Genomic DNA, 16,350 nt, shown 5'->3' on the forward strand with positions numbered 1-16,350 from the left:
GCGGGTCTTCGAGCAGCGGAATCCGAACGAGCGAGGAACGGGGAGGATCACCATGGGACGCGTCACCGAGCGCCGCCGCACCATCCGCATCAGGGACGGTGCCGTCACCAGCCGCCCCGACACCCTCGTCGCCGAGGAACCGATGGAGATCCGGCTGAACGGCAAGCCGCTCGCCATCACCATGCGCACCCCCGGCGACGACTTCGCGCTCGCCGCCGGGTTCCTCGTCAGCGAGGGCGTCCTCGGCTCGGCGGATGACGTCCGGTCGATCGTGTACTGCGCCGGGGCGACGGACGACGGCCGCAACACGTACAACGTGGTCGACGTCCAGCTCGCGCCCGGCGTCCCGATGCCGGACATCAACCTGGAACGCAACGTCTACACCACGTCGTCCTGCGGCCTGTGCGGCAAGGCCAGCCTCGACGCCGTACGCACCACGGCCCGCTTCCCCATCTCCGACACTCCCCCGGTCCGGGTCGAACCTGCTCTGCTGTCCCTCCTCCCCGACCGGTTGCGGGCGGCACAGCAGGTCTTCGACCGGACCGGGGGTCTGCACGCGGCGGCCCTGTTCTCCGAGGACGGTGAACTGCTCGACATCCGGGAGGACGTCGGCCGCCACAACGCGGTCGACAAACTCGTCGGACGGGCGCTCCAGCAGGGGCTGCTGCCCCTGTCACGGGTGATCCTGCTGGTGTCGGGACGCGCGTCGTTCGAACTCGCCCAGAAGGCGGTGATGGCCGGGATCCCGGTCCTGGCGGCGGTCTCCGCACCGTCGTCGCTCGCCGTCGACCTCGCCGCGGAGACCGGGCTCACCCTGGTCGGCTTCCTCCGCGGCCCCTCCATGAACGTGTATGCCGGCGACGACCGCATCGCCCTCCACAGCGAGGTGTGACGCGCTGCCGCGGCACGGGATACACGGGATAAGGACCCGGCCGGCGGGGAGCGCCCCCTGCGCCGGCCGGGTTCCTCCCCCTTTGGGGGGCTCGGTTCGCCTCCGGGGCGCTTTTAGTCGCTGTCGACGGTCGACCGTGCTCGGCCCCTCGTTCCTCGGGGCCCCCGCGCGCTCTCCCTTTCGACACCGACGCGCCCCTTCGGCTCACTCGCCGGGTGCCCCGCCGGCGGCCGTCCTATCTCTTCACGCGTCGGCGGTTCGGGTGGCCCGCGGTTCGGTGATCTCGCGCTCGGCCGGCCGTGGTTCACCGGCGAGCGGCTCATCCGGCTCGGGATCCAGCGCCCTGCGCTTGGCGATCACCGCGCAGACCAGCAGTTGCAGCATGTGGAACAGCATCAGCGGCATGACCGCGAGGCTCGCCTGCGCGCCGAACAGCACGCTCGCCATCGGGAGCCCCGCCGCCAGGCTCTTCTTCGAGCCGGCGAACTGGATCGCCACCCGGTCCGACCGGTCGAAGCCCAGCCGCCGCGCGCCGTACCAGCTGATCGTCAGCATCGCCGCGAGCAGCGCCACCTCGACCGCGAACAGCGCGCCGAGCCGGCCCGGGGTCACCTGGTGCCAGATGCCCGCGACCATGCCCTGGCTGAAGGCCGTGTAGACGACCAGCAGGATGGAACCGCGGTCCACCCGGCCCAGCAGTGTGCGGTGCCGGGCGAGGAAGCCGCCGACCCAGCGCCGTAGCAACTGCCCGGCCACGAACGGCAGCAGCAGTTGCGCCACGATCCGCAGCAGCGAGTCGGGCGAGAACCCGCCACCACCACCGCCGAGCAGGAGCGCGGCCAGCAGCGGGGTCACCACGATGCCCGCGATGCTGGAGAAGGATCCGGCGCAGATCGCCGCGGGCACGTTGCCGCGTGCCATGGAGGTGAAGGCGATGGACGACTGGATCGTGGAGGGCACCAGACAGAGGAAGAGCAGCCCGTTGAACAGCTCCGGGGTGAGCACGTACGGCACCAGCCCGCGGGTGGCCAGTCCCAGCAGTGGGAAGACGAGGAACGTGCAGGCCAGCACGGTCAGATGGAGCCGCCAGCTCTTGAGGCCGTCCACCGCCTCGCGGGTCGAGAGCCGGGCCCCGTAGAGGAAGAAGAGCAGTGCGACCGCGCCGGTCGACGCCCCGCCCGCGACGTCCGCCGCGGTGCCGGACGCGGGCAGCAGTGCCGCGAGGCCGACGGTGGCGAGGAGGGCGAGCATGTACGGGTCGAGCGGCAGCCAGGACGGCAGCCGGCGACGGGGGCGGGGGGACGGGGCGGAGGACGGGGACGGGGCAGGGGACGCGGACGACGTGCGGCGGCGGTTCATGTGCTCCACTGGCTCTTGCTGTGCTGCTGGATCTCGTATCCGTCATGGATCTTGGTCCGGGCTCCGGGACGGATCGCGCGCTCTCCATCGTCCAGGCTCCGTGCTTGATCGGGAATCCGGCATACGGCTCTGACTGTCATCATGATTCGCGATGGCCGGAACTATCCTGTGCGGCATGTACGACATGTACGACCCCGCACAGCTGCGCACCTTCCTCGCCGTCGCGCAGACCCTGAGTTTCACCCAGGCCGCGCGGCGGCTGGGCGTGCGGCAGTCCACCGTCAGCCAGCATGTGAGGCGGCTGGAGGCGGCGGCCGGGGACCGGCAGCTCTTCACCCGGGACACCCACAGCGTGGAGCTGACCGAGGACGGCGAGGCCATGCTGGGCTTCGCCCGTACGATCCTGGCGGCCCACGAGCGCGCGGCGGCGTACTTCTCCGGGACCCGGCTGCGCGGCAGGCTCCGGTTCGGCGCCTCCGAGGACTTCGTCCTGACGCGGCTGCCCGAGATCCTGGAGTCGTTCCGCTCCGACCATCCCGAGGTCGATCTGGAGCTGACCGTGGAACTGTCCGGCACGCTGCACGAGCGGCTGGCCGCCGGTGAGCTGGATCTGGTGCTGGCCAAGCGCCGGGGCGGGGACACGCACGGCGAGTTGGTCTGGCGGTCCTCGCTGACCTGGATCGGGGCGCCGCATCTGCGGGTCGATCCCGAGCGGCCGGTGCCGCTGATCCTGTTCCCGGCGCCCGGCATCACCCGGGCCCGCGCGCTGGAGGTGCTGGAGGCGGACGGCCGCGCGTGGCGGATCGCCTGTACGAGCGCGAGTCTGAGCGGACTGATCGCGGCGGCCCGCGCGGGACTCGGGGTGATGGCGCACAGCCGTGGCCTGATTCCGCCGGGTCTGGTGCCGGTGCCGGCCCGCGCGGCGCTGCCGGAGCTGGGCGGGGTGGACTTCGTCCTGCTGCACGGGCAGGGGCGGGGCCCGCGGTCGGCGGCCACGTCGGAGCGGAGTCCGGCGGACGCGCTGGCCGACGCGATCCTGGACGGCGGCGACCGGCTGCACCGCCCCGCCGACTCCCGCTGAGCCACACCCGCCACCGACGAGAACCCGCCATCTCGAAGCGCTGGTACAGGCCAAGTCCCCGGCCCGGGGCCGGGGGCGTAATCGCACCGTACAGATTCGGTGGAGATTCCCGCGAAGCGCACTTACTCTACGGTCAGAAGCTCGTCCCCCATCTCTCCCCGGAATACCTTTCCGGCCTCTGACCTGGAGCGATACGCCAGGACACCACTTGTGTCAGCGCTCTCCCGCCGGACCGGCCCTTGGGGTAGCGTCACGGCGCCGTGCGGAGCGCCACAAGGAGCAGGTCATTGCGCGAGTTCACTGTCCGACCCATGGCGTCTGCGCCCCATGCGGGCGGGCTGGCGGACGCCGTATTCGATCATGCGACGGACGATCCCGACCGGGTCGCGCTCGGCCGCAAGGGCGCCGACGGCGGTTGGCTGGACGTGAGTTCGGCCGCGTTCCGCGACGAGGTGCTGGCCCTGGCGAAGGGGCTGCTGGCGCACGGTGTGCGGTTCGGCGACCGGGTCGCGATCATGTCCCGTACCCGCTACGAGTGGACGGTCTTCGACTTCGCGCTCTGGACGGTCGGCGCCCAGTCCGTGCCGGTCTATCCGACGTCCTCCGCCGAGCAGGTCTTCTGGATGCTGTACGACGCCGACGTGTCGGCCTGTGTGGTCGAGCACGAGGACCACGCGATGACCGTCGGCTCGGTGATCGACCGGCTCCCCCGGCTGAGGAAGCTGTGGCAGCTGGACGCCGGCGCCGTCGGTGAACTGACCCGCGCGGGCGCCGAGATCGACGACGAGGTGGTGCACCGGCACCGCCGGGCGGTGACACCCGACTCCACGGCCACGGTCATCTACACCTCGGGCACCACCGGCCGCCCCAAGGGCTGTGTGATCACGCACGCGAACTTCATGTTCGAGACGGACACGATGATCGCCCGCTGGGAGCCGGTCTTCCACTCCAAGCGCGGTGACGAGGCGTCGACACTGCTCTTCCTGCCGCTGGCGCACGTCTTCGGGCGGATGGTCGAGATCGCCGCGATCCGGGGGCGGGTGAAGCTCGGCCATCAGCCGGTGATGCGGGCGAGTGAGCTGCTGCCGGATCTGGCCGCGTTCCGGCCGAGCTTCATCCTGGCCGTGCCGTACATCTTCGAGAAGATCTTCAACGCCGCGCGCCGCAAGGCGGAGCGCGAGGGGAGGACGGGGCCGTTCGACAAGGCCGTGGATGTGGCGGTGAAGTACGCGGAGGCCAGGGAGCACCGGGCGTTCGGGCTCGGCCCCGGCCCGTCGGCGGGGCTGCGGCTCCAGCACCAGTTCTTCGAGAAGGCCGTGTACTCCAAGGTCCGCGAGGCCATGGGCGGCCGGGTACGGCACGCGATGTCGGGCGGTTCGGGGATGGACCGCCGGCTCGGTCTGTTCTTCGAGGGCGCCGGTGTCACGGTCTTCGAGGGGTACGGCCTGACGGAGTCGAGCGCGGCGGCGACGGCCAACCCGCCCGAGCGCACCCGGTACGGGACGGTCGGACAGCCGATTCCCGGCACCACCGTGCATATCGCGAAGGACGGCGAGGTGTGGCTGCACGGGGCGCATGTCTTCGGCGGCTATCTGAACGATCCGGACGCCACCGACGCCGTGCTGCGCGACGGCTGGCTCGCCACCGGCGACCTCGGCGCGCTCGACGAGGACGGCTATCTGACCATCACCGGGCGGAAGAAGGAGATCCTGGTGACCTCGGGCGGCAAGAGCGTGTCGCCGGCCGGCCTGGAGGAGCGCGTACGGGCCCATCCGCTGGTCGCCCAGTGCCTCGTGGTCGGCAACGACCGGCCGTACATCGCCGCGCTGGTGACCGTCGACCAGGAGGCGGTGGAGCACTGGCTCGCGATGCGGGACAAGGCGCCGCTGCTCCCGGCCGACCTGGTGCGTGATCCGGATCTGGAGCTGGAGATCCGGCGCGCGGTGGTGGCGGCCAACACGGCGGTGTCGCAGGCCGAGTCGATCCGTACGTTCCGGATCCTGGCGCATCCCTTCACCGAGGAGCACGGGCTGCTGACGCCGTCGCTGAAGCTGAAGCGCAAGGCGATCGAGACGGCGTACACGGTCGAGGTGAACGCGCTCTACCGCTGAGGGGAAGCGCCCTCCACCGCGAAGCGGGAATGCGGGCGGGTCCCTGTTCGTTGTCGGCCTGGCAATCAACCGACGACGTAAGGATCGACCGCACGTGAGTAAGGTCCCCTCCCTCACCCTCAACAACGGCGTCGAGATGCCCCAACTGGGCTTCGGCGTCTGGCAGGTCCCCGACGACGAGGCGACGCGGGCGGTGAGTACGGCCCTGGAGGCCGGCTACCGCAGCATCGACACGGCCGCGATATACGGGAACGAAGAGGGCACGGGCAAGGCGATCGGCGCCTCCGGGATCGCCCGTGACGAACTCTTCGTCACCACCAAGCTGTGGAATTCCAAGAAGGAGCCCTGGACGCGCGACCGGGTGCTGCGCGCGTTCGACGAGTCCCTGTCGAGGCTCGCCCTCGACCATGTCGACCTGTATCTGATCCACTGGCCGCGCGCCGTACGTGACGACTACCTCACCATCTGGCGCGCGTTCGAGGAGATCGCCGGGAGCGGCCGGGCCAGGGCCGTCGGCGTGTCCAACTTCCAGCCGGCGCATCTGCGGCGGCTGTTGGCCGAGACCTCGCTCGTGCCGGCGGTCAACCAGGTGGAGCTGCACCCGCAGTTCCAGCAGACCGAGGTGCGCGCGGTGGGCGCCGAGCACGGCATCGTGACGGAGGCCTGGTCACCGCTGGGCTCCGGCAAGGGGCTCCTCGAAGTCCCGACCGTGCTGGCGATCGCGCGCAAGCACGGGCGGACGGCCGCGCAGATCGTGCTGCGCTGGCACCTTCAGCTCGGCAATGTGGCGATCCCGAAGTCCGTGACCCCGTCGCGGATCGTGGAGAACTTCGATGTGTTCGGCTTCGAGCTGGACCCGGAGGACCTGGCGGCACTGGCCGCGCTGGACTCCGGGACCCGGCTGGGCGACGACCCGGACGCGTACGACGGCTGAGCCGCGCACGGCCTCACGCGCCGGACGGGCCCCGGTCCGTCCGGCGCGCCGGGGCGGCGGGGCGGCCGATCTCGTGGCCGAGGAGCGCCAGTCCCGCGAGCAGGCAGACCATGCCCAGCGGCACGGTCCAGTGGTTGCGGCCGAAGCCCATACCGACGGCCATCACCAGGGTGCCGGCGGTGACCAGCGCCGCCGATCCCGGCGTTCCGCGCCGTACGACGGCGGCCAGGACCGCGAACACGATCAGTCCGACGAAGAGGATCTGCGCGCCGACACCGTAGACGACCGCCTCGGCTCCGGGGATGTCCTTCACCTCGGAGAAGGCGTTCTTGAGTTCGGCGCTGTCGGCCGAGGTGAAGCCGCCCGCGAGGTCGACGACCATCTGCACGATGTTCGCCAGTGAGCTGAACAGGACGATCGCGACGCTCGTCGTCACGGCGATCCGCCGCCCCGTGGTCCGCGCCCCGGCGATTCGGCGAAAGCGCAGGCCCATGAGGGCGAACAGGACGAATCCGGCGAGCCATACGGCGTGCGCGGCCGTCCACCAGCCGCCCGGTTCGGACTGCCCGTCGATCGGCCGCATCAGCAGCCAGCCGCCGAGGAAGAGCGCGGGCGCCGCGGCGAACAGCACGCGGTCGCTCGGGCCGCCGGAGGCGGCTTCCGATGCCGGAGCGGCGGTGTCGACACGGGTGCGGGCGGGGCTCGTTGAGCTGGTCAGGTTCATGCCCGAACTCTCCCAGCGGCCCCGTCGCCCGTCACTCGGGACGGCACCCGAACGCCCTCTGGGGCTAGCCCCCGGTCACCAACTCCGGTTTCCCCGCGCGGTGTTCCTGCGGGCTGATGCCCCGTACCCGCTTGAACGCCGCGCTCAGCGCGAACGAGCCGCCGTAGCCGACCTGCCGGGCGATCGACTCGACCGTGGCGTCCGTCTCCCGCAGCCGGTCGGCGGCCAACGACAGCCGCCAGTCGGCGAGATACGCCATCGGCGACTCCCCCACCAGCGCGGTGAAGCGGCGGGCGAGCGCCGCGCGGGAGACCCCGCACTTCGCGGCGAGCGACGCGACGGTCCAGGGGTGGGCCGGTTCGTTCTGGAGCAGCCGCAGCGCCCGGCCCACGACGGGGTCGCCCATCGCCCGGTACCAACCGGGCGCCGCCGCGTCGGGCCGGGAGAACCAGGTGCGCAGCGCGGCGATCAGCAGCAGGTCCAGCACCCGGTCCAGCACGACGCTCTGGCCGGGGTTGTCGCGTGAGATCTCCTCGTCCAGGACCGGGAGCAGCGGGCAGTTCCACGCGTCGGCGGGCAGACGCAGCACGTCGGGCAGCGCGTCGAGCAGCCGCCGGCTGACCTCGCCCGCCATCTGGTAGGTGCCGACGAGCACCGTGGCCGACCCGTCGGGAGCGTTGCCCCAGGTGCGTACGCCCAGCCGCATGGACTGCGCGAGCGGTTCGCCGCGCAGGGTGTGGCAGGTGCCGCCGGGGCCGATGAGGGCTTGCGGCGTGCCGCCGGGTGCGTCGGTGACGGTGTACGCCTCCGGGCCGCGCACGATCGCGATGTCGCCGGGGCGCACCAGGACGGGGGCCGGGTGGGTGTCGTGGACGATCCAGGCCTCGCCGTGGGTGACGCACATCAGACAGAGCGGGGCGTGGTCCTCGATCCGTACGGACCACGGCGGTTCCATCACCATGCGCAGCAGGAAGGCCCCGCGGGCACGGGGTCCGTCGAGTAGTCCGGCGAGTACGTCCATACCAGCCAGATTAGATGCGCGGCGGACCGGCGCGGCGGGCCGTCCCGCGCTCAGGCCGCGCCGTGGGTGGGCGCGATCTCCTCGACCCGTGCGGCCAGGTCGAAGTCCCGGTCGGTGATCCCGCCCACGTCGTGCGAGTTCACCGCGACGTCGACGGTGTTGTAGCCGAGGGTGAGATCGGAGTGGTGGTTCAGCTCCTGCTGGATGCCCGCGACATGCACGACCATCGCCGTGGCGGCGAAGTGGTCGGCGAGCCGGTAGCTGCGGGCGATCTTCCCGTCCTCCACGGACCACTCGGGCAGCGCCGCCAGCCGGTCGGCGATCTCCTGCGGTGTCAGCGAATCCTTGGCCATGGCTCACTCCTCACGGGGCCCGCCGGGGACCCTCGCCAGTTCGGGGGACGCGGTGTCGAGCGGCACCGTGTAGGAGCGTACGAGCCCGAGCTGTACGGCCTGCCGGGGCAGTACGGCGTCGAGCATCCAGTCCGCGGCGACGCGCACCCGGTTGCCCGGCATGGCCGCCAGATGGTAGCCGCGGGTGACGGCCCCGGCGAGCGGGCCGGAGAGCGGTACCCCGAGGGGGTTGGCCGCCGCCTTGATCCCGCCGAGGTCGACGAGGAAGCCGAGGTCGTGGTGCGCGTACGTCTGCCACTCCCCGTACCCGAGGGACGCGGCGACGTTGCGGCCGGCCACCTTGCCCTGGCGGGCGGCGTGCTGCGCCGTCATGGGCGTGTACTGGCCGGGCCTGGTCAGATCGGGTACGGCGGCGGCGTCACCGCAGGCGAAGACCTCGGGGTGGCCGGGCACGCCCAGCCGCGGATCGACCACCAGCCTGCCGTTCTCGACGGGCAGCCCGACCTCGGCGACCAGCGGGTCGGGCCGTACGCCGACGCACCAGACGAGGGTCCGGGTCTCGATGAAGTCCCCGTCGTCGAGCTGGACGCCCTTCGGGGTGGCCTCGGTGACCGAGGTGCCGGTGCGGACGTCGACGCCGCGCCTGCGCAGCACCCGGTCGGCGGTGTCGGACAGCTTGCTGTCCAGCTCGGGCAGGACCCGGGGCGCGATGTCGAGCAGCAGCCAGCGGGGGCTGAGCCGCCGTTCCCAGCCGGGCTGTTTGCGGATCAGGGCGTCGGTGAAGAGCTTGCCCTGGGCGGCGACCTCGGTGCCGGTGTAGCCCGCGCCGACCACCACGAAGGTGGTGCGCGTGGCGGTGAGCTCGGGCTCTCCGGCGGCGGCGAGTTCTATCTGGCGGGTGACGTGGTCGCGCAGGTAGAGCGCTTCGGGCAGGCCCCGGAAGCCGTGCGCGTACTCGGCGACGCCCGGGATCGGCAGCAGTTTGTTGACGCTGCCGACGGCGAGGACGAGCCGGTCGTACGTCAGCTCGCCCCGCTCGCCCTCGGGGCCGGTGTAGCGCACGAGGCGCTGCTCCAGGTCGACGTGGCGTGCCTCGCCGAGTACGACGCGTACGCGGGGCAGCGAGCCGGGGAGCGAGACGGTCACCCTGCGCGGTTCCAGGATTCCGGCCGCCACCTGAGGCAGGAGCGGGAGGTAGAGGAAGTAGTCGGTCGGGTTGAGCAGGACGACTTCGGCCTCGTCCCGTACGCGTCGCGACAGCGTGCGGGCGGCCTCGAAGCCGGCGAACCCGGCTCCGACGACGACGATGCGGGAACGGCTCACGTTCGACTCCGGACTGTGGCGTATCGGGTCGTACGGTCGGCTGCCCCCGTGGCTTCCTATTATCCTCCGGTCCGCCGGTGCTGCGACCTGATCTCGGCGGGCGTGAGCGCCCGGTCGAAGAACGTCAGGTCGTCCATCCGGCAGTCGCAGGGATTGCCCTCCTGGGTGTTCTGCGGATAGCTGCCGCCGATCTTGATGCCGCGCGGGTCGGTGGGCGACGCGGCGTCGGGCTCCGGTGGTCCCTCCACCGCCCACGGGTCGCCGGGCACGACGTACCGGCCGGGCAGCGGGCGCCCGTCGCGGTACAGCGCCAGCGCGCCGGTGTCGAAGTCGAACGTCGCGGCGAGGGACACCCAGGTGTCGGGCGGCAGGATCTGCCGCCAGTCGGCGTCGGCGGCGTACGTCTGTGAACTCCCGCCGTCCAGGCGGCGGCCGAGCGCGACGACCTTCATCTCGCCGTCGACCGTGATGAGTTCGAGCAGGGCGCGTACGTCGTGCCCCTGCGAGGTGCCCGACAGGATCCCGGCGAGGCCGATCGCGTTGTAACGGTCGGCCGGGTCGGGGGTGCCCGAGTTGAGCGCGGGATTGTCGGCGGTCATCCGGAACCAGCCCATGACGGTGGCCTGCCGCGCCCCGTTGAAGGCACCGAGGGTGGGCACCCCCTGGGGCCCGTACACCCCGGCCTTCCAGTCGTCGTTGCCCGCCGCGCCGGGCGAGATCTGGCGGGTACGCAGGACATGGCCGGGCCGCTGGTCGTCGCGCACCCGGGACTGGGCCCCGCCGTTGACGAGTGCGAGCGTCGTGCCGGAGAGCCCTCGGTCCCGCTCCCGGGCGCGGTCCCCGGGGACGGGGTGCTCGAAGTCGTACGCGGCGACGGCGCGCGGCACGCTCACCGAGTCCCCGCCGTCCGCCGGATCCGCCCCGCTCACGGGATCGCCCGCCGGGGCGAACGCGGTGACCAGCAGGGTCGTGGCCAGTGCAAGGGTGAGGGCGGCCCGGCGACCGGGGCCGGCCACGGTGGTGTCAGCGCGCATCGGTCACCTTCCAGATCCGGCCGTTGGCCTTCGAGAGAACGAGCAGCTCACCGTCCCCGTCCATGCCGAACCGCACGTCGACCCGGTCGTCCCCGGCCAGCTCCGCCATGGAGGTCGTGGCGCCCGTGGTGTCGAGGACCTTGAACTGGTGGACCTCGGCGAGCGGCCCGCCCCGGCGCATGTCCGCCACCTCGGAGTAGAAGATCCGGCCGCCGACGCCTTCGCCGTAGACGTACTTGCCCCGCAGCTCGGGGATCTCCGCCCCCCGGTAGACGAAGCCGCCGATCAGCGCGTTGCCGCTGTCGGCGCACGGCGTGGACGGCGGCGGGACGTGGTCGAAGGCCGCGACGGGGTAGGTGTAGCCGTTGTTCTCGTCGCCGTCCGGGAGCGGGTAGACACCGCAGGTCGGGTTGCCCTCCTTGCGGTACTCGAAGGGCCCCTCGCGGTCGCTCCAGCCCAGATTGTCCCCGGCCCTGACGTCGTACACGGACTCGATGCGGTGCTCCCCGATGCTCCCGACGAACAGCTGGCCGCTGCCGCCGGAGTCCCAGCTGAAGCGGTGCGGGTCGCGGAAGCCGTACGCGTAGATCTCGCCGAGCACGTACTGCCGGTGGACGAAGGGGTTGGACGGCGGGATGCCGTACTTGCCGCCGGGGCCGTTGTCGCCGCTCGGGTCGATGCGCAGGATCTTGCCCTGCGGGACATACAGATCCTGCGGCACGGAGCTGCGCCAGCCGGCGCCGCCGTCACCGGCCGCGATGTAGAGAAGACCGTGGTCCTCGTCCCCCGGGCGGGCGTTGGGGTTGAAGTTGATCTCCTGGATGGTGTGGAGCGTGCCCTGGAAGCCGAGCCGCATCACCTCCCGGCGCGAGCCGGTGAAGGTCGCGGCGGCCGGGTCGTCGGCCGTCCACTCCGTGACCACGCTGTGGACGACCGTGACGCCACCGGACGGCAGGTCGGGACGCTTCTTGAGGGCGTCCCTGGCCTCGGTGTGCACGGTGTAGAACTTGCCGTTGTCGGCGAACTCCGGGTGGAACGCGACAAATCCGAAGCCGCTGCCGAGCCCCTGATGGGACCAGAAGTCGGGGCCGACGGCGGCGCCGACGTCCAGATACTCGGTGGGGGCGCCCGCCGCGCTGAGCAGATACATCTTGCCGTTGAGGTCGGGGACGTACAACCGGCCGGTTCCGTCGGGGACTTCGCCGACGAAGTTGATCCGGGCCCAGCGCTTCAGCCGGTCATCGGTCGGCGGCGGCACCGGCGCCGATCTGGGGAGCGTCGAGAACTCGTCAAGAACCAGGCCAATTTCGGAGAGTGTCGGATCGGGTAGTGGATCGGCGATCGGCCCGTCCGCACCCGCCGAAGCGGCCGGCACGAACAGGGTCATCAGCAACAATCCCGCCGTGACGGCCAGTTGGCGCCTGCCCGCTCTTCCCGTTCCACCTGTTCTGCCGGACTTGCGCATCCCGCTCACCTCATCGGCTCGGACGGTACGGCTCGGACATTCTTCTCCGCGCACACAGAAAGCGCTTCCAGCGAAGCATCCGCGCCAAGTTACAAACGAGACAGGGGCGCGGCAAGAGGCCGGGAGCGAGCAAAGTGGCGCGCACACCGATTTCAGACACAACAGCCCCATGAGACGGTCAAGTCAGCAGGGGTGCGTGGGGAGTCGGTCCCGAATGGCGGTACTGTGCGCGCGCGCCGTCATCCTGGGCGGCGCAGTCCATGCGGAGGATTCAGTGACCATATTCAACAGATCGTGGCGACGCCCCGGGGCGCTCGTGACGGTCGCGGCGACGAGCGCGCTCGGCGTCGGCCTCTTCGTCGCCCCGGCGGTGGCGCACACCCCGGCCTGGGCCGTGACCTGCTCGGAGGTGAGCGTCGATCTCGTCAACTACACCGCCGACAAAGAGAACACGGTGACCCTGACGGTCGACGGCAAGGACCTGCTGCCCACCGAGAAGTTCGGCGGCGAGTTCCACAAGAAGATCGAACTGCCCAAGCACACCAAGGAACTGTCCCTCCACCTCGTGGTGGTGGACGGTTCGGGCAACGACGGTTCGCTCGACGACACCAAGACCGCCCCCGTCTGCGAGGACACCGAGCCGGAGCCGGAGCCGACGCCGTCCACGACGCCGCCGACCGACAAGCCCGAGCCCACGCCGACCGAGGCGACGCCGGAGCCGAGCAAGACGACGGCCGCGGCCGAGGTCCCCTCGTCGCAGCCGAGCCCCGCCGGTGACGACCTCGCCGAGACGGGTTCCTCCAGCACGACCCCGCTGATCGCGGGCGCCGCCGCCGTCATCCTGGTGGCCGGTGCGGGCATCACGTGGGCCGCGCGCAAGCGCCGCGCCGTGGGCAACTGACCCACCGCGCGACAACCGCTGACAACTGCCGACGAACGACGGGCACAACCGCCGACGGACGCAGAACCGCCGTCGGCCGGCGGGCACTTGAGTGCCCGCCGGCCGGCGGCGGCGCCGTTTCGCGAGCGGTGCGGGGGTGCTGCGGGGGCCGTCAGGACTCGTCGGGCCTGGCGGACTTGGCCACACCCGGCAGCCGCTCCAGCAGCCCGCGCAGATCGTCCGCGTGCTCCTCCTCCTGCGCGAGCAGATCCTCGAAGACCCGGCGCGTGGTGGGGTCTCCGGTGCCCAGCCACTGTGCGATCTCCGTGTACGAGGCGATGGCCACCCGCTCGGCCACCAGGTCCTCCTTGATCATCTCGATCAGGTCCATACTCGCGTCGTACTCCGCGTGCGAGCGCTTGGTCAGGGTGTCCGGATTGAAGTCGGGCTCACCGCCGAGCTGTACGATCCGCTCGGCCAGCTTGTCCGCGTGCTCCTGCTCCTCGCCCGCGTGCTCCAGGAACTCGGCGGCGACCGGCTCCGCGTACAGCCCCGTCGCCGTGTAGTAGTGCCGCTTGTAGCGCAGGACGCAGACGATCTCGGTGGCCAGCGCCTCGTTCAGCACCTGGATGACGCGCTCGACGTCCGCCCCGTAGGCGTCCGTCACGGGACCCTTCTCGATCTCCTTGCGCGCGCGGTCGCGAATGGTCTCGATGTCGGTGAGGAATTCGGCCATGACCGTTTACATCCTTTCTTTCTTGCTGCTGTCGGTGCTGGTGCTCCTGCCGCTCCTGGTGTCGCTCCCGCCGCCGTCGGCGCCGCCGCGCCGACCGGCCCGCAGAATCCCCCGGGCCGGGAGTTTCCGGTCGCCGCGCGGGCCCCTGCCCAGATACGACTCCGCCGCGCGGATCGCGTCATGGGCCGTCCGGTGCCCCATCAGCACGCACAGGGTGTAGGCGACGTCGTCCAGCCGCCGCCGGCGCGCCGAGTTGTGCGGCTCTTGCAGCACCAGTTGCTCCCAGGTCCGGTAGCGGCGCAGAAGCTGGGCGAGCCCGGCCTTGTCCGGCAGAAGCATGCTCTTCTCCCGCTTCCCGAAATCGGCCCGGCCAATCCGGGCAACGGAAGACACAAAGGTGTCCGGCTCGTCCACAGTGCGCCGCTCACCGGCCGTCCGCAAACGGACACGTTCCGCGACCGGGCCCCGACCGGCCCGCCCCCGGCCCGCCACGCCGTCAGCGCACCATCGCCGTCCCCGTGAGGAGCTTCACGGCGGCGGCGATCGAATCGGCGTCGATACCGGCGGCGCGCAGCTGCTCCTCGGGGGTAGCGGACCCCGGAATGTCCCGTACCCCGAGCCGCACGAGCCGGGGCGCGGGGCGGCCGTCGGAGAAGACCTCGGCGACGGCGTCGCCCAGACCGCCCTGCGGGTGGTGGTCCTCCACCGTGATCAGACAGCCGGTGTCGGCGGCGGCGGCCTGGAGCGTGACCTCGTCGGCCGGCTTGACCGAGTACATGTCGATGACGCGCACCGTGATGCCCTCGGCGGCCAGCAGGTCCGCCGCCACCAGGCACTCGTGGACGGTGATCCCGGAGCCGACGAGTGTCATGCGGTCGTCGATGGAGTGCCGCAGCACCTTGCTCCCGCCGACCGGGAACTGCTCGTCGGGGCCGTAGATGACCAGCGTCTTCGCCCGCAGCGTGCGCAGATAGCTGACGCCCTCCAGTTCGGCCATCGCGGCGACGAGCCGGGTCGTCTGGTTGGCGTCGCACGGCTGGAGCACCGTACTGCCGTGCAGGGAACGGAACATGGCGATGTCTTCGAGACCCATCTGGGAGGGCCCGTCCTGGCCGATGGAGACACCCGCGTGCGAGCCGACGACACTGATCGACGCCCGGCTGACGGTGGCCATCCGCAGGAAGTCGTGGGCGCGGGTCAGGAAGGCCGCGAAGGTGGAGGCGTACGGGATCTGCCCGCAGGCCTGCATACCGACGGCGGCGGCCACGAGTTGCTGCTCGGCGATGTACAGCTCGAAGTACCGCTCGGGGTGCTCCTTCGAGAAGAACTCGGTCCGGGTCGAGTCGCCGACCTCGCCGTCCAGCGCCACGATGTCGCCGCGCGCGGAGCCGAGCGCGGTCAGGGCCTGCCCGTACGCGTCCCGGGTGGCGATCTCGTCGCCCACGGCGAAGCGCGGCAGATTCAGATGGCCGATCTCGGGCCTGGCGTCGGCCAGCGCCGACGTGGGCTTGCGCACCTCGACCCGCATGGACCGCCGGCCGCCCAGCTCCTCGATGGCGCTCGCCGCGTCCGGGAGGGGCTTGCCGTGCATGCCCTCGCGGTCCTCGACGGCGGCGACTCCCCGGCCCTTCCGGGTGGCGGCGATGATCGCCGTCGGCTCCCCCATGGTGGAGCGCGCCTCCTCAAGGGCCGATTCGATCGCCTGGATGTCGTGGCCGTCGATCTCGATGGTGTGCCAGCCGAAGGCGTGCAGTCTGCGGGCGTACGCGCCGAGGTCGTGGCCGTGGCGGGTCGGGCCGCGCTGACCGAGCCTGTTCACGTCGAGGATCATCGTCAGCGAGTCGAGATGCTGGTATCCGGCGTGCTCGGCGGCCTCCCAGATCGAGCCCTCGGCCATCTCGCTGTCGCCGCAGAGCACCCAGACCCGGTACGGGGCCTTGCCGAGCCGCTGCCCGGCGAGCGCCATCCCGACGCCCACCGGCAGGCCCTGCCCGAGCGAGCCGGTCGCGACGTCCACCCACGGCAGCCGCGGGGTGGGGTGGCCCTCCAGCCGGCTGCCTTCCCGCCGGTAGGTGCGGAACTCCGACTCGTCGATGGCGCCGGCCGCGAGATACATGGAGTACAGCAGGGGCGACGCGTGGCCCTTGGAGAAGATCAGCCGGTCGTTCCCGGGGTGTTCGGGCCGGTCGAAGTCGTAGGTGAGGTGATTCGACAGCAGCACGGCGGCGATGTCGGCGGCGGACATCGACGAGGTGGGGTGTCCGGAGCCGGCCAGATCGGCGACACGGACCGAATCGACCCTGAGCTGCTGCGCCAGTTCTGCCAGTAGTTCGGTACGCATGTCACTCCTCAACCTCACGGGATACGACCTCCTCGGAGACGGCCTCACGGGAGACGACCGGGAGCGGCAGCCAGGCCACGCCGCTTCAACCCCTTA

At 71.4% G+C, this 16,350-nt stretch carries 15 protein-coding genes; 5 read left to right on the forward strand and 10 right to left on the reverse strand.

Translation table 11 applies throughout. The features are described 5' to 3' along the window. Window positions 1–52 precede the first annotated feature (52 nt). Window positions 53–892, forward strand: coding sequence for a formate dehydrogenase accessory sulfurtransferase FdhD (fdhD, locus tag ACFYNU_RS03570; protein WP_356584875.1), 840 nt, complete (start codon window positions 53–55; stop codon window positions 890–892). Between the two features lie 243 nt (window positions 893–1,135). Here the strand turns inward: fdhD and ACFYNU_RS03575 are convergent, their stop codons facing one another. Continuing rightward, window positions 1,136–2,143 (reverse strand): bile acid:sodium symporter family protein, encoded by a 1,008-nt coding sequence (locus tag ACFYNU_RS03575; protein ID WP_356584899.1) that lies wholly within the window; start codon window positions 2,141–2,143, stop codon window positions 1,136–1,138. A gap of 292 nt (window positions 2,144–2,435) precedes the next feature. Between ACFYNU_RS03575 and ACFYNU_RS03580 the strand changes: the two genes are divergently transcribed. The 3 genes from ACFYNU_RS03580 to ACFYNU_RS03590 all read left to right on the forward strand — a co-directional run bounded on the left by ACFYNU_RS03580 (window position 2,436) and on the right by ACFYNU_RS03590 (window position 6,377). Continuing rightward, on the forward strand, window positions 2,436–3,332 hold the full coding sequence (locus ACFYNU_RS03580) for a LysR substrate-binding domain-containing protein (protein WP_388765131.1): 897 nt from the start codon (window positions 2,436–2,438) through the stop codon (window positions 3,330–3,332). Between the two features lie 311 nt (window positions 3,333–3,643). Then, window positions 3,644–5,443 (forward strand): long-chain fatty acid--CoA ligase, encoded by a 1,800-nt coding sequence (locus ACFYNU_RS03585; RefSeq protein ID WP_356584874.1) that lies wholly within the window; start codon window positions 3,644–3,646, stop codon window positions 5,441–5,443. 94 nt (window positions 5,444–5,537) lie between these two features. Further along, a complete protein-coding gene (locus tag ACFYNU_RS03590; RefSeq protein ID WP_356584873.1) occupies window positions 5,538–6,377 on the forward strand; it encodes an aldo/keto reductase in 840 nt (279 codons plus the stop codon). A 13-nt stretch (window positions 6,378–6,390) separates the two neighbouring features. Here the strand turns inward: ACFYNU_RS03590 and ACFYNU_RS03595 are convergent, their stop codons facing one another. The 6 genes from ACFYNU_RS03595 to ACFYNU_RS03620 all read right to left on the reverse strand — a co-directional run bounded on the left by ACFYNU_RS03595 (window position 6,391) and on the right by ACFYNU_RS03620 (window position 12,219). Continuing rightward, complete coding sequence (locus ACFYNU_RS03595) at window positions 6,391–7,101, reverse strand: hypothetical protein (protein ID WP_356584872.1); 711 nt, start codon at window positions 7,099–7,101, stop codon at window positions 6,391–6,393. A gap of 64 nt (window positions 7,102–7,165) precedes the next feature. Next, complete coding sequence (locus ACFYNU_RS03600; RefSeq protein ID WP_356584871.1) at window positions 7,166–8,122, reverse strand: AraC family transcriptional regulator; 957 nt, start codon at window positions 8,120–8,122, stop codon at window positions 7,166–7,168. A gap of 50 nt (window positions 8,123–8,172) precedes the next feature. Beyond that, window positions 8,173–8,475, reverse strand: a complete 303-nt coding sequence (locus ACFYNU_RS03605; RefSeq protein WP_356584870.1) for a 4a-hydroxytetrahydrobiopterin dehydratase — start codon at window positions 8,473–8,475, stop codon at window positions 8,173–8,175. A gap of 3 nt (window positions 8,476–8,478) precedes the next feature. Next, window positions 8,479–9,798 carry an NAD(P)/FAD-dependent oxidoreductase gene (locus ACFYNU_RS03610; RefSeq protein WP_356584869.1) on the reverse strand — a complete coding sequence of 440 codons (1,320 nt, stop codon included), beginning with the start codon at window positions 9,796–9,798 and terminating at the stop codon, window positions 8,479–8,481. Between the two features lie 59 nt (window positions 9,799–9,857). Further along, window positions 9,858–10,832: a LamG-like jellyroll fold domain-containing protein gene (locus ACFYNU_RS03615; protein ID WP_356584868.1), complete on the reverse strand. Its 975-nt coding sequence runs from the start codon at window positions 10,830–10,832 to the stop codon at window positions 9,858–9,860. Further along, a complete protein-coding gene (locus ACFYNU_RS03620; protein WP_356584867.1) occupies window positions 10,822–12,219 on the reverse strand; it encodes a PQQ-dependent sugar dehydrogenase in 1,398 nt (465 codons plus the stop codon). Before ACFYNU_RS03620 ends, ACFYNU_RS03615 begins: the two co-directional genes overlap by 11 nt. A 352-nt stretch (window positions 12,220–12,571) precedes the next feature. Between ACFYNU_RS03620 and ACFYNU_RS03625 the strand changes: the two genes are divergently transcribed. After that, window positions 12,572–13,198, forward strand: a complete 627-nt coding sequence (locus ACFYNU_RS03625; RefSeq protein WP_356584866.1) for an LAETG motif-containing sortase-dependent surface protein — start codon at window positions 12,572–12,574, stop codon at window positions 13,196–13,198. Window positions 13,199–13,349: 151 nt separating this feature from the next. Here the strand turns inward: ACFYNU_RS03625 and ACFYNU_RS03630 are convergent, their stop codons facing one another. The 3 genes from ACFYNU_RS03630 to ACFYNU_RS03640 all read right to left on the reverse strand — a co-directional run bounded on the left by ACFYNU_RS03630 (window position 13,350) and on the right by ACFYNU_RS03640 (window position 16,254). Beyond that, a complete protein-coding gene (locus ACFYNU_RS03630; protein WP_356584865.1) occupies window positions 13,350–13,913 on the reverse strand; it encodes a ferritin-like domain-containing protein in 564 nt (187 codons plus the stop codon). 6 nt (window positions 13,914–13,919) lie between these two features. After that, window positions 13,920–14,252: a DUF5133 domain-containing protein gene (locus tag ACFYNU_RS03635; RefSeq protein ID WP_356584864.1), complete on the reverse strand. Its 333-nt coding sequence runs from the start codon at window positions 14,250–14,252 to the stop codon at window positions 13,920–13,922. Window positions 14,253–14,409: 157 nt separating this feature from the next. Next, window positions 14,410–16,254, reverse strand: coding sequence for a transketolase (locus ACFYNU_RS03640; RefSeq protein ID WP_356584863.1), 1,845 nt, complete (start codon window positions 16,252–16,254; stop codon window positions 14,410–14,412). Window positions 16,255–16,350 lie beyond the last annotated feature (96 nt).

The sequence above is a fragment of the Streptomyces sp. NPDC006643 genome, from assembly GCF_042870175.1.
Classification (GTDB): Bacteria; Actinomycetota; Actinomycetes; order Streptomycetales; family Streptomycetaceae; genus Streptomyces.